The organism is Mycobacterium sp. NGS58 (assembly GCF_059812385.1).
This window is the reverse complement of record NZ_JCALCO010000001.1, coordinates 167,020-184,840: the sequence shown is the minus strand read 5'-3', so window position 1 is coordinate 184,840 and position 17,821 is coordinate 167,020. Positions and strand designations below refer to the sequence as shown.

The following is a 17,821-nucleotide window of genomic DNA, read 5'->3' as shown; positions in this document are numbered from 1 at the left end:
TTAACCCTTGACGAGATTCTCGTAGTCGGGCAGCCCGTTCCAGGTGACCTTGACGGCGCTGATCTCAGGTGACCACCCGATCACGGCGATGTAATACCACAGGGGCACGGCGGGCATGTCGTGCAACAGGATTCGTTGAGCGACGTTGACCAGGACGTCGGCCTGCCGTAGGTCGGCAGCCGCCTCGGCGGCGGCCAGGCCGGCGTCGAATTCGCGGCTGGAGTATCCGACGTCATTGGATCCCGCACCGGTCGCGTACAACGGAGCGAGGAATTCGATCATCGACGGGTAGTCGCCTATCCAGCCGGACCGGAACGCTGTGTCGATGGTGCGATTGGTGATCTGGGTGCGAAACCCCGCGAAGGTGGGCTGTGGCGCGCCGACGGCGTCGATGCCCAGCACGTTCTTGATGCCGTTGGCCACCGCGTCCACCCACTCCTGATGCCCGCTGTCCGCGTTGTAGGCGATGGCGTACCTGCCGGTCCACGGCGAGATCGCGTTGGCCTGGGCCCAGAGTTGGCGCGCCCGTTCGGGATTGAAGTCCAATCCCTCGCTGCCCGGAATGTTCGGGTCGAATCCGGGCAACGAGCTGGCGGTGAAGTCGCGGGCGGGGCTGCGGGTCTTGTTGAAGATCTGGCGACATATCTGGGGGCGGTTGATGGACGCGGACAACGCGAGCCGGCGCAGTCGGCCTTCCTCGCCGCCGAAATGCGGCAGTCGCAGCGGCGTGTCGAGCGATTGGCTGACGGCGACGGGCCCGCTGGCGGCGTTGGCGCCCAGGTCGCGCTTGTAGATCGTCAATGCGCTGGACGGAATCGTATCCAGCACATCGAGATTGCCCGAGAGGAGATCGGCGTACGCGGTGTCCAGGTTTGCGTAGAATTCGAATCTCAGGCCCTTGTTGCGGGGTTTGCGGTTGCCGTGGTAATCGTGGTTGGGCCGCAGGTCAATTCGGACGTTGTGCTCCCACGCGGGCCCATCGGGACCGTCGGCGAGCCGGTACGGGCCATTGCCGATCGGATGCTGCCCGAAAGCGCTCATGTCCCGAAAGGCCGCCTGCGGCAGGGGATAAAACGCGCTATGCCCCAGTCGCAACTTGAAGTCGATGGTGGGCGCCTTCAGCCGGACGGTGAACTCCCGGTCGTTGATCACCTTCAGGCCGGACATGGTGGTGGCGGCCGGCTTGCCGTCGGCCGTCAGCCCGGCGACGGCCTCGAAACCGTCGATGGGGCTGAAAAAGCTTTGCTGCAGTTGGGCATTGGTGCTCAGCGCCCCGTAGTTCCATGCGTCGACGAACGAATGGGCCGTCACCGGCGAGCCGTCGGTGAACGTCCAACCGGGTTTGAGGATGATCCGGTAGTTGACGTTGTCGGTGGTATCGACCGACTGAGCCACGTCCGGCGACGGATTGCCCGCTGCGTCGTAGGACATCAGCCCGGCGAACAGCCGATCGAGGATCCGGCCGCCCAGGCTGTCGTTGGTGCCGGTGGGAATCAGGGGGTTCGGCGGTTCCCCGCCGTTGACCACGACCAGATCCGGGCTGAGGACGCCGCCACCGCATCCGGCCAGTGACGCCGCCACCAGCGTGACGACGGCAGCGACAGCCGGCCAGCCCCGCATCCAACCCATGACAGCGACCCTAGGGCCTGCGATCGCGGCGGCTGCGGAAGCTCCCCTGCCCGGCGCCGACCGAAGCCGCTCAGATTCCACTCGCACAGCTACGCCTCACCGGGCTAGGCTCGCAGTCGGCCAAAAGCGCGAGGCCACTTCAACGGCGCAGTCTCGACACAGGAGAAAGCCAGTGACCGCCCCCAACACCGCAGGCCCGTCGTCGTATCCGCCTTCGCCGGAGTTCGTCGAGCAGGCCAACGCCGGCGAGGAGCTCTACCGCGAGGCCGAAGACGATTGGTTGGCGTTTTGGGCGAAGCAGGCCAATCGGCTCGCTTGGGCGACGCCGTTCACCGAGGTGCTGGACTGGTCCGAGGCGCCGTTCGCCAAGTGGTTCGCCGACGGCAAGCTCAACGTCGCTTACAACTGCGTCGACCGCCATGTGGAGGCCGGGCACGGGGAACGGGTCGCCATCCACTGGGAGGGCGAACCCGGGGACAGCCGCAGCCTGACCTATTCCGACCTGCAGGGTGAAGTCTGTAAAGCTGCCAACGCCCTGACCGATCTCGGCCTGGTCGCCGGCGACCGGGTCGCGATCTACATGCCTTTGATCCCCGAAGCGGTGATCGCGATGCTGGCGTGCGCGCGCCTCGGCGTCATGCACAGCGTGGTGTTCGCCGGTTTCACCGCCAAGGCATTGCGCGCCCGCATCGCCGACGCGCAGGCCAAGTTGGTGATCACCACCGACGGGCAGTTCCGGCGCGGCAAGCCCGCACCGCTCAAGGACGCGGCCGACGAGGCGGTCTCGGATGCGAATAGCCCGGTGGAGCACGTACTTGTGGTGCGGCGCACGGGAATTGACGTGAGCTGGAACGACACCCGTGACCTGTGGTGGCACGACGTCGTCGACGCGGCATCGACCGAACACACCCCGGAACCCTTCGATGCCGAGCAGCCCCTGTTCCTGCTGTACACGTCGGGAACAACTGGCAAGCCCAAGGGCATCGTCCACACGAGTGGCGGGTATCTGACCCACGCCTCCTACACGCACTACTACGTTTTCGACATCAAGGCAGAAAGCGACGTCTTCTGGTGCACAGCCGACATCGGCTGGGTCACCGGACACACCTACGGGGTCTACGGTCCCCTGTCCAACGGGGCCACCGAGGTTCTCTACGAGGGCACGCCCGACTCGCCCACCCGGCACCGGCATTTCGAGATCATCGAAAAGTTCGGCGTGACAATCTATTACACCGCGCCCACGCTGATCCGCACGTTCATGAAGTGGGGACGCGAGGTTCCCGACGCGCACGACCTGTCCAGCCTGCGACTGCTGGGCACGGTCGGTGAACCGATCAACCCTGAAGCGTGGCGTTGGTACCGCAAGGTGATCGGCGCCGAGCGCCTCCCGATCGTGGACACCTGGTGGCAGACCGAAACGGGCGCCACGATGATCTCGCCGCTGCCCGGAGTCGCGGCGGCAAAACCCGGTTCGGCGATGAGGCCGCTGCCCGGCGTCTCGGCCAAGATCGTCGACGACCACGGCGATGAGCTGACGCCGGCCGTGCACAAGGAGGAGCACATCACCGGCTACCTGGTCTTGGACCGGCCGTGGCCGTCGATGCTGCGCGGCATCTGGGGCGATCCGGAGCGCTACGTCGAGACCTACTGGTCCAGGTTCGCCGAGCAGGGCTGGTATTTCGCCGGCGACAGCGCCTATTACGACCGCGACGGCGCCATCTGGATGGTGGGCCGCATCGACGACGTGATGAATGTGTCGGGGCATCGGCTGTCCACCGCCGAGGTGGAGTCGGCGTTGGTCGGTCACGCTTCGGTGGCCGAGGCGGCCGTGGTCGGGGCGACCGACGCGACCACCGGCCAGGCCATCTGCGCGTTCGTCGTCCTGCGCGCCGACCATCAGGTGGACGACGGGATCGTCGACGAATTGCGCGTTGAGGTGGCCCGCGAGATCTCGCCCATCGCCCGCCCGCGCGAGGTGCACGTGGTGCCCGAGCTACCCAAGACCCGCAGCGGCAAGATCATGCGCAGGCTGTTGCGCGACATCGCCGAAAACCGCGAATTGGGTGACACCTCTACGCTGCTGGATCCCGACGTGTTCGATGCGATCAGGGCGGCGAAGTAGTCGCTGTCTTTTCAGGCCGGCAGCGGGCTGAAGCCCGCACCGGGCCGATGTTTGGCGTTGATGTCGCCCAGTACGGCGTTGAAGGACACCACCACCGCCGGCGTATGCAGCGGGATGTATTTGATGATGCACGTCGGCAGATTGTCGCTGAACGCGCCGTGGATCATCCCGACCAATTGATTGTTGACCGTGACCGGCGCTCCCGAGTCGCCCGGCTGACCACACACCTGCATGACGATGGTGCCCGGTGACTGACCCATGCCCCAGGTGACACCGCACGAATTGCCGGTCGTGCGGCCCTGTTTGCAAGCGATCTCGCCGAAGGCGGGGTCGGGACCGATGCCGGTGATCAAGAAGCCGTTGAAGTTGGCCACCGGTGTCACCTTGGCCGGGTCGAACTTGATCACCGCGTAGTCGAGGTTGTCGTTGCCCGCCACCATGGTGCCCAGTACGCCCGCGTTCTCCGCGCCCTCGGCGGTGACCTGGGCTCCAGGGCCGCCGCAGTGCGCGGAGGTGAAGCCGATCAGCTCACCGGCGGCGTCGCCGCCGATTGTGGTCAGGGTGCACATGGTGTCACCGTTGATGACGATGCCCGCACCACCGCCTATCGGGATGCGGACGTCAGCGGCAGCCGCGCGGCCAAAAGAACCCGCCGCGGCCACGAGCAGCGCGACCATCCCCACTAAGAAGCATCGGTGCGCCCTCCGCACAGCCCCACTCCCATCAGTAGGCCGGAAATCAGGACCGGCTTGGCCGAGTGTAATCGTCCAGGATGTGATGTTCGTTCTGGACAAAGCGCGTTGCGCGCGGCGTCGCCGGCGGCCCTCTGGCCGAACCCAACTGGCCGGCTCGCGCTCAAAGCGCGCGGCCTGGCGGTCGGCTGGCCTCGTCTGGCTTCTTCTATCCGGGCGCCACATGGCAACATGAACCGCGACGGCAGCGAGCCGGGCAATGACGAAAGAGGACGGTCTGTGAGCAAAGCCGATGACAAGAACGGTGTGCCCAGCACCCTGACCACGATCCCGTTGACGGACCCGCACGCCAAACCCGCCGAGCCGTCCATCGGTGATCTGATCAAGGACGCGACAACCCAGGTCTCCACGCTGGTAAGGGCCGAAGTCGAACTGGCTCGCGCCGAAATCACCCGCGACGTCAAAAAGGGTCTCACGGGGAGCGTCTTCTTCATCGCGGCGCTGGTGGTGCTGTTCTACTCCACCTTCTTTTTCTTCTTCTTCATCGCCGAGCTGCTCGACACCTGGCTGTGGCGCTGGGTTTCATACCTGATCGTGTTCGGGATCATGGTGGTGGCCGGCGCCCTGCTGGCCCTGCTGGGCTTCCTCAAGGTGCGCCGGATCCGCGGGCCGCGTCAGACCATCGAATCGGTCAAGGAAACACGCACCGCGCTCACGCCGGGCCACGAAAAGGCTCCCGTGGGCGTCAAGCAGCTCCCCGGCAGGCACGCGAAGCCGGGAAACGGCGCTGCCGGCGATCCATCGGGTTGGTAGATGGCACCGCCGGATCCGTCGGTAACGCACATCGAGGGGCCGTGGCGCCACCTCGATGTGCATGCCAACGGCATCCGCTTCCACGTCGTCGAGGCTCTTAACGACGCCGACGGCCCAACCGCAACGGCCCGCCCGCTGGTGATGCTGCTGCACGGTTTCGGGTCGTTTTGGTGGTCCTGGCGTCATCAGCTGCGCGGACTGCGCGGCGCGCGGGTGGTCGCCGTCGACCTGCGCGGCTACGGCGGCAGCGATAAGCCGCCCCGCGGTTACGACGGCTGGACCATGGCCGGCGACGCCGCCGGACTCATTCGGGCGCTGGGGCACTCCTCGGCGACGTTGGTTGGCCACGCCGACGGCGGGCTGGGCTGCTGGGCCACCGCCTTGTTGCATCCCCGGCTGGTCTCGGCGATCGCGCTGATCAGTTCTCCGCATCCGGCGGCGTTGCGGCGATCCACGTTGACGCGACGCGACCAGGGTTATGCGCTGTTACCGACGCTGCTGCAATACCAGATACCGTTGTGGCCCGAGCGCCTGTTGACCCGCGACAACGCCGCCGAGATCGAGCGCCTGGTCCGCAGCCGCAGCTGCGGCAAATGGCTTGCCTCCGAAGACTTCTCCGAGAGCATCGGCCATTTGCGGACGGCAATCCAAATCCCTGCGGCCGCACACAGCGCCCTGGAATACCAGCGCTGGGCCGCGCGCAGCCAGCTGCGCGATGAAGGCCGGCGTTTCATGCGGTCGATGAGCCAGCAACTCAGCGTGCCGCTGTTACACCTACGCGGCGAGGCGGATCCCTACGTGCTGGCCGACCCCGTCGACCGCACGCGACGCTACGCGCCGCAGGGACGCTACGTATCCATCGCGGGCGCAGGGCATTTCAGCCATGAAGAGGCGCCCGAGGAAATCAACAGGCACCTGACGAGATTCCTGGAACAGGTGCATCTGACCCGGGCTCGGTAGGCGCGGCGGCTCAGCCGACGCAGGAACCTGTGCCCACCATTTGAGTGTCACCGATCCTCGATAGCTGACTGGCCACCTCGTCGGCGGTCAACACGAACCCGGTGTCGGGGTCGTCGACCGCCGCACCGAACACCACGCCGAGCACATGACCGTCGAGATCGATCAAGGGGCCGCCCGAATTGCCTTGCTCCACACTGGCTCTGATTGTGTATACGTCGCGGGTGACGGGCGCGGGATCCCGGTAGATGTCGGGTCCGCTCAACTTGATCAGCTCGCGGATCCTGGCTGGGGTCGCGGTGAAGTTCCCGCCGCCGGGATAGCCCAGGACCACAACGCTGGCACCGGTTTTCGCGTCGCCCTGGGCGAAGGCCAGCGGGGGCGGCGGCAGGTTGGGGACGGACAGGATCGCAATGTCGACCGCCGGATCGTAGGACACCACGGTGGCGTCGAGGGGATTGCCGCTGGCGTAAATCTGAACGCTGTTCGAGCCGGCCACCACGTGCGCGTTGGTCATCACCCGGTCGGGTGCGATCACAAAGCCGCTGCCCTCCAACACTTTCTGGCAGCTGGGGGCCAGGCTGCGGACCTTGACCACGCTGGGCGCGGTGGTCTGCACCACGGGGTTGCCGGCGAGCTCGGGATCGGGCGAGGCGACGGGAATGACCGGGGTGCGGCTGAACGGCTCCAGCACCGCGGGCAGACCGGAGGTGTTCAGCAGCGCGGACAGCCGCTTCGGCACCGTCTTGAGCCAGGGCGGCGCGACGTCGTTGACGCGAGCCAGCACTCGCGAACCGCGGACCGCGGCGGCCAGCTCCGGCTGGTCCTTGGACTGGGTGAGCGGCGTCGCCAACAACCACGCCGCGGTCAGCACCACGACCAGCTGGACCGCCACCCCGATGATCGAGTCGACCGTTCGGATGGAACGGCTACGGATCGCGCCGCGAACGGCCCGTCCGAGCACCACGCCGGCGACCTCGCCGATGACGACGAGCGCGAGGATCAGGAACAGTGCGGCAAACAATTTCGCGCGCGGCGCGGCGATGTGGCTGACCAGGTGGGGCGCCAGCAGCACCCCGGCGATTGCGCCGAGCAAGACCCCGACGAACGACAGCAACGAGCCCAGCGCGCCGGACCGCCAGCCGGAGATCGCCGCGATGAAGGCGACCGCGAGGACGGCGACGTCCAGCCACTGCGACGGTGTCATGGAATTCATCGAGACCCGTCCCCCTCGCCGACCAGTGCCATCGCCGCGTCCAACTCCCGCTCGTCGGTGGTGTCCCACGGTCGGGCCCAGCCGGCGACGTCGAGCAGCGCGGAGATTACCTGGCCGGTGAATCCCCAGACCAGCATCTCGTTGAGCAGAAACGCCGGGCCGGCCCACCGGCGGCCGAGATCGCCGCGGTACACCATCAGCCGGTTGTCCGGGTTGATGAAGGCGCGCAACGGAACTCGCGCCACGATCGCCGTTTCGGCCTCGTTGACGACGGCCACGGGTCCCGGATCCGGCGAGTAGGCCAGCACCGGGACGACGTGGAACTGCGACGGCGCGATGAACATCTTTTCCATCGTGGCCAAGGGATACAGCCGGCTGACGTCGATGCCGGTTTCCTCGCGGGCCTCGCGGAGCGCGGTGTCCACCGGACCTCGGTCGGTGGGATCGGAGGCACCGCCGGGGAATGCCGCCTGGCCGGCGTGGTGGCGCAGAGTCGATGCCCGCACGGTGACCAGTAGGTCGGCGTCGTCGGGGAAACCGCCGTCGGGCGGGCCGGATTCCGAACCGGAGAACAACACCAGGACGGCGGCTTCGCGGCTTGCGCCGCGCAGGGTCGTTACCGCCGACACGGCCTTGCTGGTGATCATCGCCAGCACGTCGGCCGGCAGGCGACGCCTGGCGGCATCGGGAACGTGATCGACGTCGTCGACCAACGGACGCAGCCACGAGGGGCAGGCGTCAGGCCTCAGCGGAACGGTCCCGCGCGCGGGAGCGGGGTCCCCATTCCGCAGGGGTGAACCCCCAGCACTCACGGCCCCTCCAGTCGGTTCAATTTTTCCGCTTATCCCCTGTCGTTGCCGATCGCAGCCGCGATCTCATCGGCAGTGTTGAAAGCTCGTGGCAGCGTTTGGGCAACGCTACCGTCCGGCCGAAGGACCACCGTCGCGGGCATCACATTTACCACCCGCAGCGCGGCCGCGACCCGGCGACGACCGTCCTGCAGCGTCGGCAGGCGCACACCCAGCTCGGCCAGCCGCAGCAGCGCCGCCGTCTCGTTCTCGTCTTGATGCACCGTCACCACCATCACGTCCGGACCGGCCCGACGTTGATACTCGGCCATCGCGGGCAGTTCGGCAGCGCAGGGCGCGCACCAATATGCCCACAGGTTGAGGACCACCCGACGCCCGGCCAGTGCGCGGGCGACGTCGACCAGGGATCCGTCGGCGGCGCAATCGACCGCCACACCGCGCAGCGCCTCGGGGCCGTCGCCGGTTCCGGCGGCCGGGCATGGCGGCAGGTCGGCGCGCTGCCGCGGGCCCGACAACGCGGCGGGCGTATCGGCGTCGCGGTGCTCCCGGTCGGTCACCGCGTGATCATTCGCGGGCATCGACGTCGGCGCGGAGTCATCGCGCAGCTGGGCGACGAGCGCCGCGATCAGCGCGACCACCACCGCCAGAATCGCGATGTGCCAGCGAGCCCTCCGGGTCAGCGTCAGCATTGCGGTCCCTGTGCGCGTCGTTCGCGGCCGGTTTACAGCCCGGCCAGGGCGAGCAGGTGCTCGGTTTCCGGGCCCTTCACCAACGGTGCGGCCAGCGCAGGCTCGGTGGGACCGAGGCCGAACGACGGGCAGTCTTTGGCGATCAGGCATACGCCGCACGCGGGTTTGCGGGCATGACACACCCGGCGGCCGTGGAAGATCACCCGGTGGCTCAACATGGTCCACTCACCGCGTTCGATGAGCTCGCCGACGGAATGCTCGATTTTGACCGGATCCTTGTCCGCGGTCCAGCGCCACCGGTGCACCAGCCGCGCGAAATGGGTGTCGACCGTGATGCCGGGAATCCCGAAGGCGTTTCCCAGGATGACGTTCGCAGTCTTGCGCCCGACCCCGGGCAGGGTGACCAGTTCGGCCATGGTCGACGGCACCTCGCCGTCGAACCGTTCAACCAGGGCCTGTCCCAGGCCGATCAGCGACGACGCCTTGTTGCGGAAAAAGCCGGTCGGACGGATCAGGGTTTCCAGCTCGGCGCGGTCCGCTTGCGCATAATCCAGCGCCGACGCGTACCGCTTGAACAGCGCCGGCGTCGTCAGGTTGACCCGCTTGTCGGTGCTTTGCGCCGAAAGGATTGTGGCGACCGTCAATTCCAGCGGCGTCGTGAAATCCAGCTCGCAGTGGGCGTCCGGAAACGCTTGTGCCAGCGTACGATTCATGCGCCTCGCCCGTCGCACCAAGCCGACTCGGGTTTCCTCGGACCAACGTGGGGAATCGGCGCCACCTGGCGGGGCCGGAGTCGATTTCGAACGCCCGGACGACTTTGCCGCTGTCACCTACGACAGAGTACTGATTTCGTGATCTTGCTGAGACCCCGTGTTGATTGATGGCGATGTTTACTCTTCGATGTGTCGTGGTTGCTGGTGGCCGGTGTTCCGGCGCTGCTGATGCTGGCGGCGCTGGGTCTCGGGCGGCTCGAGTCCGAGCTCACCCCTGACGCCCGCGCGGTAACCATCGACGACGAGTTCCCCGAGCATGCCGACGGTGTAAACATGCACACGCTGGCCTCCGAAGGCATGCCCGAGGCGCTGGAATACCTACACCAGCGCGAGCTTGCTCAGCTACTTGAGGCCCCGACGAACGAGCGCAGCGGCGGGCCGCGCCACGCCGCGCCGTCGTTCGCCGTCAGCTTCGTCGACCGCGATGAAATGACGCTCCCGACCCGGATACACAGCCATTCGCACGTCAATCCGCAGTTTAGGGCACCTCGACACGCCAATCCTGTGTAGCGTTGGCACGTTGGACACAATGGCGTTCCTCTAGACTCGTCACGCGAGCAAGGGGTTAGCCTGCCCGTAGCACACTAAATTTTCTGGGAAAGTTGAAGAGGCAACGTGGACGAGATCCTGGCAAGGGCAGGAATCTTCCAAGGGGTTGAACCCGGCGCAGTCACAGCGCTGACCAAGCAGCTGCAACCCGTCGACTTCCCCCGTGGACACACGGTCTTCGCCGAGGGGGAGCCCGGCGACCGGCTGTATATCATCGTCGCGGGGAAGGTGAAGATCGGTCGCCGTTCGCCCGATGGACGCGAGAACCTGCTGACGATCATGGGCCCTTCGGACATGTTCGGCGAATTGTCGATCTTCGACCCGGGTCCGCGAACGTCCAGCGCCACCACCATCACCGAGGTGCGCGCGGTGTCGATGGACCGCGACGCGCTCCGGGCGTGGATCGCCGATCGACCCGAGATCGCCGAGCAGTTGTTGCGGGTGCTGGCCCGACGCCTGCGCCGCACCAACAACAACCTGGCCGACCTCATCTTCACCGACGTGCCCGGGCGGGTGGCCAAGCAGCTGCTGCAGCTCGCGCAGCGGTTCGGCACCCAAGAGGGCGGCGCCATGCGGGTCACCCACGACCTGACGCAGGAAGAGATCGCCCAGCTGGTCGGGGCGTCGCGGGAGACGGTGAACAAGGCGCTGGCCGACTTCGCCCACCGCGGCTGGATCCGTCTGGAGGGTAAGAGCGTGCTGATCTCGGACTCCGAGCGACTGGCGCGCCGAGCGCGGTAAGCGCGCTACGGGGTTACTCCGAGAGCTCCGAGCGCAGGTGGTTCAGCTGCACCTGCACCGACCACTCGGCGGCATCCCAGAGTTTCTCGTCGACATCGACGTAGACGTGTTCGACGATCCGGCGAGTGCCCGCGTCGTCTCCCAACTCCCGCAACGCCGCACGCACCTGATCCAGTCGCTCCCGCCGGTGCGCGAGATAGCCCTGCGCGACACTTTCCAGATCGGCCAGATCCGGGCCGTGTCCGGGCAGCACCGTCCTTCGGCCCAGGCCGCGCAACCGCCGCAACGATTCCAGGTAGTCCGTCAGGCTGCCGTCCTCCTTATCGAGGACGGCCGTGCCGCGGCCCAGGACGGTGTCGGCGGTCAACACGGCATCGTCGAGCAGGAAGGACAGCGAATCGGCGGTGTGGCCCGGGGTCGCCATCACCTTGATCTTGAGGCCGGCGGCATCGATTACCTCGCCGTCGGTCAGCTCGCCGCCAAGGCCGCGCAGAAAACCACTGCCCGCCGAGCGCACGGTGGCGCCGGTCAGCTCGACCAGCTTGTCGATGCCGTCGGTGTGATCGCTGTGCCGGTGGCTGATCAGCACCAGGGCGATGCGGCCCAGCGCGGCAAGCCGTGCGATGTGGTCGTCATCATCGGGTCCGGGGTCGACGATGACCAGCTCGTCGCTGCGCGGGCCGCGCAGCACCCAGGTGTTGGTGCCCTCGAGCGTCAGCAGCCCGGGGTTCTCGGCCAACAGGACCGACGCCGTCTCGGTGACCACCCGTAGCTTGGCGTATGCGGGATGGGTCAGTGACTCGGCGGCCTGGGTCACGGACGTCAGCCGACCTCGACGATCAGCTCCACTTCCACCGGCGCATCCAGTGGCAGCTCGGAGACGCCGACCGCCGAGCGCGCATGCGCGCCCCGTTCGCCGAACACCTCGCCGAGCAGTTCGGAGGCCCCGTTGATGACGCTCGGCTGGCCATTGAATCCCGGAGCCGAGGCGACGAATCCGACGACCTTCACCACCCGGGTCACCTCGTCGATACCCACCAGCGAGTTGACGGCCGCCAGCGCGTTGAGCACACAGATCCGGGCCATCGCCTTGCCCTCGTCCGGGCTGACGCCGGCGCCCACCTTGCCGGTGGCCAACAGCTTTCCCTCCCGCATCGGGAGTTGGCCCGCGGTGTAGATCAGGTTGCCGGTGCGCACCGCCGGTACGTAGGAGGCCAGCGGCGCGACCACTTCCGGGAGCGCGAGGCCGAGCTGCCCGAGCCGGGCCGAAGCACCCATTGGACTCGACCCCTTTACTTGGGCCGCTTCAGATACGCGACGTGCTGCTCGCCGGTCGGCCCTTGCAGCACCGACACCAGCTCCCAGCCGTCGGCGCCCCACTGGTCCAGGATCTGTTTGGTGGCATGCGTCAGCAGCGGAACGGTGACGTACTCCCATGCGGTCGGTTGGCTCATGCCGCGAGCTTATCGGGTCGGGCTAGCATGCGAAGGTGGCAACCACATCGAGCGGCGGAGCTGCCGTCGGCTGGCCCTCGCGCTTGACGAAGGCCCGTTTACATTTCGTGACCGGCAAAGGCGGAACGGGTAAGTCGACCATCGCGGCCGCGCTGGCACTGACCCTCGCCGCGGGAGGGCGCAAGGTCCTGCTCGTGGAAGTCGAGGGCCGCCAAGGGATTGCACAACTCTTCGACGTGCCACCCCTGCCCTATCAGGAGGTGAAGATCGCGACCGCCGAACGCGGCGGTCAGGTCAACGCCCTGGCGATCGACATCGAGGCCGCCTTTTTGGAGTACCTCGACATGTTCTACAACCTGGGCATTGCGGGCCGCGCGATGCGCCGGATCGGCGCGATCGAGTTCGCGACGACGATCGCACCGGGCCTGCGTGACGTGCTGCTGACCGGCAAGATCAAAGAGACGGTGATACGCGTCGACAAGAATCGGCTGCCCGTTTATGACGCGATAGTCGTCGACGCCCCGCCGACCGGACGGATCGCGCGGTTCCTGGATGTCACCAAGGCCGTGTCCGATTTGGCCAAGGGCGGCCCGGTGCATTCGCAGGCCGACGGCGTGGTGAAGCTACTGCACTCCGAACAGACGGCCATTCACTTAGTGACCCTGCTGGAGGCGCTGCCGGTTCAGGAGACGCTGGAAGCCATCGAGGAGCTCGCCGAGATGCAGCTACCGATCGGCAGCGTGATCGTGAACCGCAACATCCCCTCTTACCTACAGCCGGCCGATCTGGCGAAGGCCGCCGAGGGACACGTCGACGCCGACTCGGTGCGTTCGGGGCTGGAGAAGACCGGAATCAACTTGAACGACAAAGACTTTGCCGGCCTGCTCACGGAGACCATCGAGCATGCGACGGTCGTCGCCACCCGCGCCGAGATCGCGCAACAGCTCGATGCACTGAATGTGGCGCGATTGGAATTACCAGCCATTTCCGACGGGGTCGACCTCGGTAGCCTTTACGAGCTGTCGGAATCACTTGCGCAGCAGGGGGTTCGATGAGCACCACGCCTACACGGCTTGACATGGCGGCCATCCTGGCCGACACGACCAACCGCGTGGTCGTCTGCTGCGGCGCGGGCGGGGTGGGCAAGACCACCACCGCCGCCGCTATCGCGCTGCGCGCCGCCGAATACGGCCGCAATGTCTGCGTTTTGACGATCGATCCGGCCAAGCGATTGGCACAGGCACTCGGGGTCAGCGACCTCGGCAACACTCCGCAACGGGTCCCCCTGGCGGCGGAGGTTCCCGGCGAGCTGCACGCGATGATGCTCGACATGCGCCGCACCTTCGACGAGATGGTGATTCAGTACTCCGGACCCGGTCGCGCACAAGCGATTCTGGATAACCAGTTCTATCAGACCGTCGCCAGTTCACTCGCCGGCACGCAGGAGTACATGGCGATGGAGAAGCTCGGCCAGCTGCTGGCCGAGGACCGCTGGGACCTGGTGGTCGTCGACACCCCGCCATCGCGCAACGCACTGGACTTCCTGGATGCGCCCAAACGGCTGGGCAGCTTCATGGACAGCCGGCTGTGGCGCCTGCTGTTGGCACCCGGCCGGGGCATCGGCCGATTGGTAACCGGCGCAATGGGTTTGGCGATGAAGGCGATGTCCACAATCCTCGGTTCACAGATGCTCGGCGACGCGGCGGCCTTCGTGCAGTCGCTGGACGCCACCTTCGGCGGCTTCCGCGAGAAGGCCGATCGCACCTACGCGCTGCTGAAAAGGCGTGGGACGCAGTTCGTTGTGGTGTCGGCGGCCGAGCCGGACGCGCTGCGGGAGGCGGCCTTCTTCGTCGACCGGCTCTCGCAGGAAGGCATGCCGCTCGCCGGCCTGGTCTTGAACCGCACCCATCCGCCGCTGTGTTCCCTGCCGGCCGAGCGGGCGATCGACGGCAGCGAAATGCTGGAAGAGGACGGCGACTCCGAAGCTGCGTCGCTGGCCTCGGCGGTGTTGAAGATTCACGCCGACCGTGCGCAGACCGCCAAGCGGGAGATCAGATTGCTTTCCCGATTCACCGGAGCCAATCCGCACGTACCGGTCATCGGCGTGCCGTCGTTGCCCTTTGATGTTTCGGATTTGGAGGCGCTGCGCGCGCTCGCCGATCAGATCACTTCGGTAGCCGACGATGCGGGCCGGGCAACGGCCCGCTGAAAACCCCCCGCCCCCACACAAGGCTCAGCCGACGCTGCGGGTGCGCCTCTTGTCGAAGAAGTCCGCCCAGGAAACCACCTCGGGGTGCTGTTTGAGCAGGGCGCGACGTTGCCGCTCGGTCATGCCGCCCCACACCCCGAACTCGACCTTGTTGTCCAGCGCGTCTGCCCCGCATTCCTGCATCACCGGGCAGTGCCGGCAGATCACTGCCGCTTTACGCTGGGCCGCTCCTCGGACAAACAGTTCGTCGGGATCGGTGGTCCGGCATAGCGCCTTGGAAACCCAAGCGATCCGTTCCTCGGCATCGACACTGCGAAGTACCCCTTGTGCGGCTGCAATGTTTGTCCTACGCGCCGCCGGCCGTATTGGTGACACGAACTGTTCCCTTCCCTATCGGCCGCCCGACACGGCCGCCCTCCTCGGGTGCAGATCCCGACCAAGCGATCTACGCCACACCATGTACATCGGTGTTACCTGAATCTCACCGTGTGTCTAAGTTAGGTGGTCAGGTGCCAATTGCGCAACAGTCCGATAACGGTTTTTTTGGGACGGGCGTGCCGTCTCGTGCCAAACGGCGAGCGCGGAAGTGATCTTGGGCGGTAAGGTGCGCGCCGCGTGACGCAAGTGCAAATTTCGCGCCCGCCGGCGCCGGGCGCTCAGCTGGACACATTTTGTGGGTGAACGCGCAGCGTGGCGGCGTGACTCAGGGCCGCTAATGTAGTAGCCATGTCAGACCGCCCCCCGGCCGCGCTCACGATCCTCAAGCTCGCCGGGCTGTGCTTGTTGGCCAGTGTCGTTGCCACGGCGCTGCTGTTCCCATTCGCCGGCGGCATCGGACTTGTGTCCAATCGGGCCTCGGAAGTGGTGGCCAACGGCTCGGCTCAGCTTCTCGAGGGCGAGGTGCCGGCCGTGTCGACGATGGTCGACGCCAAAGGCAACACCATCGCTTGGCTGTACTCGCAGCGCCGGTTCGAGGTACCCACCGACAAAATCGCCAACACGATGAAGCTGGCGATCGTGTCCATCGAGGACAAGCGGTTCGCCGAGCACAACGGGGTGGACTGGAAAGGCACCCTGACCGGGCTGGCGGGCTACGCGCGCGGCGACGTAGACACGCGCGGCGGCTCGACCATCGAGCAGCAGTACATCAAGAACTACCAACTCCTGGTGACCGCCAAAACCGACGCCGAGAAGCGCGCGGCCATCGAAACCACCCCGGCCCGCAAGCTGCGCGAGATCCGCATGGCGCTCACGCTGGACAAGACGTTCACCAAGCCGGAGATCCTGACCCGGTATCTGAACCTCGTCTCGTTCGGCAACGGCTCGTTCGGCGTGCAGGACGCGGCGCAGACCTACTTCGGCATCAACGCCTCCGACCTGAACTGGCAGCAGGCGGCGCTGCTGGCGGGCATGGTGCAGTCGACCAGCGCGCTGAACCCCTACATCAATCCCGATGGTGCGTTGGCACGACGAAACCTGGTGCTGGACACCATGATCGAGAACATCCCGCAGGAGGAGGAGGCGCTGCGCGCCGCCAAGGCAGCGCCGCTGGGAATCCTTCCGCAGCCCAACGAGTTACCCCGCGGCTGCATCGCGGCGGGTGATCGCGCGTTCTTTTGCGACTACGTCCAGGAGTACCTGTCCCGGGCCGGGATCAGCAAGGAACAGGTGGCCCGGGGCGGTTACACCATCAAGACCACGCTGGACCCGGACGTGCAGATCCCGGTCAAGGCGGCCATCGACAAGTTCGCCAGCCCGACGCTTCCGGGGATCTCGAGTGTGATGAGCGTGCTGCAGCCGGGCAAGACGTCGCACAAGGTGATGGCGATGGCCAGCAACCGGACCTACGGGCTGGACGTCGACGCCGGCCAAACCATGCGCCCGCAACCCTTCTCGCTGGTCGGCGACGGCGCGGGATCCGTCTTCAAGATCTTCACCACGGCCGCGGCCCTGGACATGGGGATGGGCATCAACGCCACCCTCGAGGTGCCGGGCCGGTTCCAGGCGAAGGGCATGGGTAGCGGTGGGGCCAAGGGCTGCCCGAAGGACAACTGGTGCGTGGTCAACGCCGGCAACTACCGCGGGTCGATGAACGTCACCGACGCGCTGGCCACCTCCCCAAACACCGCGTTCGCCAAGCTGATCCAGCAGGTCGGCGTGACCCGCACGGTGGACATGGCGATCAAACTCGGGCTGCGTTCCTACGCCGACCCGGGCACGGCCCGCGACTACAACCCCGACAGCAACGAGAGCCTGGCCGACTTCGTCAAACGGCAGAACATCGGCTCGTTCACGCTGGGACCGATCGAGGTGAACGCGCTGGAGCTGTCCAACGTCGCGGCCACCCTCGCCTCGGGCGGCACCTGGTGCCCACCCAATCCGATCGACAAGCTGGTCGACCGCAAGGGCAACGAGGTCGCGGTGACCACCGAGACCTGCGATCAGGTGGTGCCCGAGGGCCTGGCGAACACACTGGCCAACGCGATGAGCAAGGACGCGCTGGGCGGCGGCACGGCGGCCGGATCGGCCAGCGCGGCGGGCTGGGACCTGCCGGTATCCGGTAAGACGGGCACCACCGAGGCGCACCGCTCGTCGGGCTTCGTGGGGTTCACCAACCACTACGCGGCGGCCAACTACATCTACGACGACTCCCCCAACCCCACCGACCTGTGCTCGGCCCCGCTGCGCCATTGCGGTGAGGGCGACCTGTACGGCGGTAATGAGCCGGCCCGCACGTGGTTTACCGCGATGAAGCCGATCGCCAACAACTTCGGGCCGGTGCAGTTGCCGCCCACCGACCCCCGCTACGTCGACGGGTCACCCGGCTCGCGCGTGCCCAGCGTCGCCGGTCTGGACATCGACGCGGCCCGCCAGCGCATCAAGGAGGCGGGCTTCCAGGTCGCCGACCAGAACAACTTCGTCAACAGCAGCGCAAAACAGGGCGAGGTGGTCGGAACGACACCGAGCGGGGCAACCATTCCGGGCTCGATCATCACCATCCAGGTCAGTAACGGCATCCCGCCTGCCCCGCCGCCACCGCCGGAAGGTGCACCGCCGCCGGTCGGCTCGCAGGTTGTCGAGATTCCGGGTCTGCCGCCGATCACCATTCCGCTGCTGGCACCACCGCCGCCTCCGCCGCCCGGGCAGCCGCCCCCATAGTCGTCGCGA

The 17,821-nt window shown here is 66.8% G+C and carries 18 protein-coding genes; 8 read left to right on the top strand and 10 right to left on the bottom strand.

The features are described 5' to 3' along the window. Positions 1 to 1,629 carry a peptide ABC transporter substrate-binding protein gene (locus tag AC5Y4H_RS00920; RefSeq protein ID WP_499977755.1) on the bottom strand — a complete coding sequence of 543 codons (1,629 nt, stop codon included), beginning with the start codon at positions 1,627 to 1,629 and terminating at the stop codon, positions 1 to 3. A gap of 172 nt (positions 1,630 to 1,801) precedes the next feature. Here AC5Y4H_RS00920 and acs point away from each other — a divergent pair, with 172 nt between their 5' ends. Next, complete coding sequence (gene acs / locus AC5Y4H_RS00915; protein WP_499977753.1) at positions 1,802 to 3,751, top strand: acetate--CoA ligase; 1,950 nt, start codon at positions 1,802 to 1,804, stop codon at positions 3,749 to 3,751. An 11-nt stretch (positions 3,752 to 3,762) separates the two neighbouring features. On the opposite strand, the gene AC5Y4H_RS00910 is transcribed toward acs, so the two are convergent. After that, the gene (locus tag AC5Y4H_RS00910; protein ID WP_499977751.1) at positions 3,763 to 4,461 is read right to left on the bottom strand and encodes a S1 family peptidase; all 699 of its coding nucleotides are present in this window, start codon (positions 4,459 to 4,461) and stop codon (positions 3,763 to 3,765) included. 261 nt (positions 4,462 to 4,722) lie between these two features. On the opposite strand from AC5Y4H_RS00910, the gene AC5Y4H_RS00905 reads away from it, so the two are divergent. Continuing rightward, a complete protein-coding gene (locus tag AC5Y4H_RS00905) occupies positions 4,723 to 5,256 on the top strand; it encodes a phage holin family protein (RefSeq protein WP_499977749.1) in 534 nt (177 codons plus the stop codon). Then, positions 5,257 to 6,216, top strand: coding sequence for an alpha/beta fold hydrolase (locus AC5Y4H_RS00900; protein WP_499977747.1), 960 nt, complete (start codon positions 5,257 to 5,259; stop codon positions 6,214 to 6,216). Between the two features lie 10 nt (positions 6,217 to 6,226). Here the strand turns inward: AC5Y4H_RS00900 and marP are convergent, their stop codons facing one another. The 4 genes from marP to nth are packed head-to-tail and all read right to left on the bottom strand — an operon-like array spanning position 6,227 to position 9,640. Then, complete coding sequence (gene marP / locus AC5Y4H_RS00895; protein ID WP_499978116.1) at positions 6,227 to 7,420, bottom strand: acid resistance serine protease MarP; 1,194 nt, start codon at positions 7,418 to 7,420, stop codon at positions 6,227 to 6,229. Positions 7,421 to 7,425: 5 nt separating this feature from the next. Next, entirely contained in the window at positions 7,426 to 8,241 is an 816-nt protein-coding gene (locus tag AC5Y4H_RS00890; protein ID WP_499977746.1) for an NUDIX hydrolase, read from the bottom strand. Positions 8,242 to 8,270: 29 nt separating this feature from the next. Next, entirely contained in the window at positions 8,271 to 8,927 is a 657-nt protein-coding gene (locus AC5Y4H_RS00885) for a TlpA disulfide reductase family protein (RefSeq protein ID WP_499977743.1), read from the bottom strand. Positions 8,928 to 8,959: 32 nt separating this feature from the next. Continuing rightward, positions 8,960 to 9,640 (bottom strand): endonuclease III, encoded by a 681-nt coding sequence (gene nth / locus AC5Y4H_RS00880; RefSeq protein ID WP_499977740.1) that lies wholly within the window; start codon positions 9,638 to 9,640, stop codon positions 8,960 to 8,962. 189 nt (positions 9,641 to 9,829) lie between these two features. On the opposite strand from nth, the gene AC5Y4H_RS00875 reads away from it, so the two are divergent. After that, a complete protein-coding gene (locus AC5Y4H_RS00875) occupies positions 9,830 to 10,210 on the top strand; it encodes a hypothetical protein (RefSeq protein WP_499977737.1) in 381 nt (126 codons plus the stop codon). A 105-nt stretch (positions 10,211 to 10,315) separates the two neighbouring features. Then, positions 10,316 to 10,990 (top strand): cAMP-activated global transcriptional regulator CRP, encoded by a 675-nt coding sequence (gene crp / locus AC5Y4H_RS00870; RefSeq protein WP_007772229.1) that lies wholly within the window; start codon positions 10,316 to 10,318, stop codon positions 10,988 to 10,990. Positions 10,991 to 11,003: 13 nt separating this feature from the next. Here the strand turns inward: crp and AC5Y4H_RS00865 are convergent, their stop codons facing one another. Genes AC5Y4H_RS00865 through sp36 form a run of 3 tightly spaced genes read right to left on the bottom strand, consistent with a single transcriptional unit; the run spans position 11,004 to position 12,444 of the window. Then, positions 11,004 to 11,807 (bottom strand): MBL fold metallo-hydrolase, encoded by an 804-nt coding sequence (locus AC5Y4H_RS00865; RefSeq protein ID WP_499977735.1) that lies wholly within the window; start codon positions 11,805 to 11,807, stop codon positions 11,004 to 11,006. A 5-nt stretch (positions 11,808 to 11,812) separates the two neighbouring features. Beyond that, positions 11,813 to 12,268 carry a RidA family protein gene (locus AC5Y4H_RS00860; RefSeq protein ID WP_499977733.1) on the bottom strand — a complete coding sequence of 152 codons (456 nt, stop codon included), beginning with the start codon at positions 12,266 to 12,268 and terminating at the stop codon, positions 11,813 to 11,815. A 14-nt stretch (positions 12,269 to 12,282) separates the two neighbouring features. Next, entirely contained in the window at positions 12,283 to 12,444 is a 162-nt protein-coding gene (sp36, locus tag AC5Y4H_RS00855) for a Sp36 family protein (RefSeq protein ID WP_007772224.1), read from the bottom strand. 35 nt (positions 12,445 to 12,479) lie between these two features. Between sp36 and bagA the strand changes: the two genes are divergently transcribed. Together bagA and bagB are read left to right on the top strand one after the other, a co-directional pair. Beyond that, positions 12,480 to 13,499, top strand: a complete 1,020-nt coding sequence (gene bagA / locus AC5Y4H_RS00850) for an ATPase BagA (protein WP_499977730.1) — start codon at positions 12,480 to 12,482, stop codon at positions 13,497 to 13,499. Next, a complete protein-coding gene (bagB, locus tag AC5Y4H_RS00845; protein ID WP_499977726.1) occupies positions 13,496 to 14,653 on the top strand; it encodes an ATPase BagB in 1,158 nt (385 codons plus the stop codon). The genes bagA and bagB overlap by 4 nt, the downstream gene beginning before the upstream one ends. A gap of 24 nt (positions 14,654 to 14,677) precedes the next feature. Here the strand turns inward: bagB and AC5Y4H_RS00840 are convergent, their stop codons facing one another. Continuing rightward, the gene (locus AC5Y4H_RS00840) at positions 14,678 to 15,028 is read right to left on the bottom strand and encodes a WhiB family transcriptional regulator (protein WP_007772220.1); all 351 of its coding nucleotides are present in this window, start codon (positions 15,026 to 15,028) and stop codon (positions 14,678 to 14,680) included. A gap of 351 nt (positions 15,029 to 15,379) precedes the next feature. On the opposite strand from AC5Y4H_RS00840, the gene ponA2 reads away from it, so the two are divergent. Further along, the gene (ponA2, locus tag AC5Y4H_RS00835) at positions 15,380 to 17,812 is read left to right on the top strand and encodes a transglycosylase/D,D-transpeptidase PonA2 (RefSeq protein WP_499977721.1); all 2,433 of its coding nucleotides are present in this window, start codon (positions 15,380 to 15,382) and stop codon (positions 17,810 to 17,812) included. The last annotated feature ends 9 nt before the right edge of the window (positions 17,813 to 17,821 follow it).

What these genes read in the sequence shown, in the direction of transcription:
- ponA2 (WP_499977721.1), top strand. Translation starts at nt 15,380, where the DNA reads ATGTCAGACCGCCCCCCGGCCGCGCTCACGATCCTCAAGCTCGCCGGG.
- AC5Y4H_RS00885 (WP_499977743.1), bottom strand. Translation starts at nt 8,927, where the DNA reads ATGCTGACGCTGACCCGGAGGGCTCGCTGGCACATCGCGATTCTGGCG.
- AC5Y4H_RS00900 (WP_499977747.1), top strand. Translation starts at nt 5,257, where the DNA reads ATGGCACCGCCGGATCCGTCGGTAACGCACATCGAGGGGCCGTGGCGC.
- AC5Y4H_RS00920 (WP_499977755.1), bottom strand. Translation starts at nt 1,629, where the DNA reads ATGGGTTGGATGCGGGGCTGGCCGGCTGTCGCTGCCGTCGTCACGCTG.
- AC5Y4H_RS00860 (WP_499977733.1), bottom strand. Translation starts at nt 12,268, where the DNA reads ATGGGTGCTTCGGCCCGGCTCGGGCAGCTCGGCCTCGCGCTCCCGGAA.
- sp36 (WP_007772224.1), bottom strand. Translation starts at nt 12,444, where the DNA reads ATGAGCCAACCGACCGCATGGGAGTACGTCACCGTTCCGCTGCTGACG.
- marP (WP_499978116.1), bottom strand. Translation starts at nt 7,420, where the DNA reads ATGACACCGTCGCAGTGGCTGGACGTCGCCGTCCTCGCGGTCGCCTTC.
- bagB (WP_499977726.1), top strand. Translation starts at nt 13,496, where the DNA reads ATGAGCACCACGCCTACACGGCTTGACATGGCGGCCATCCTGGCCGAC.
- nth (WP_499977740.1), bottom strand. Translation starts at nt 9,640, where the DNA reads ATGAATCGTACGCTGGCACAAGCGTTTCCGGACGCCCACTGCGAGCTG.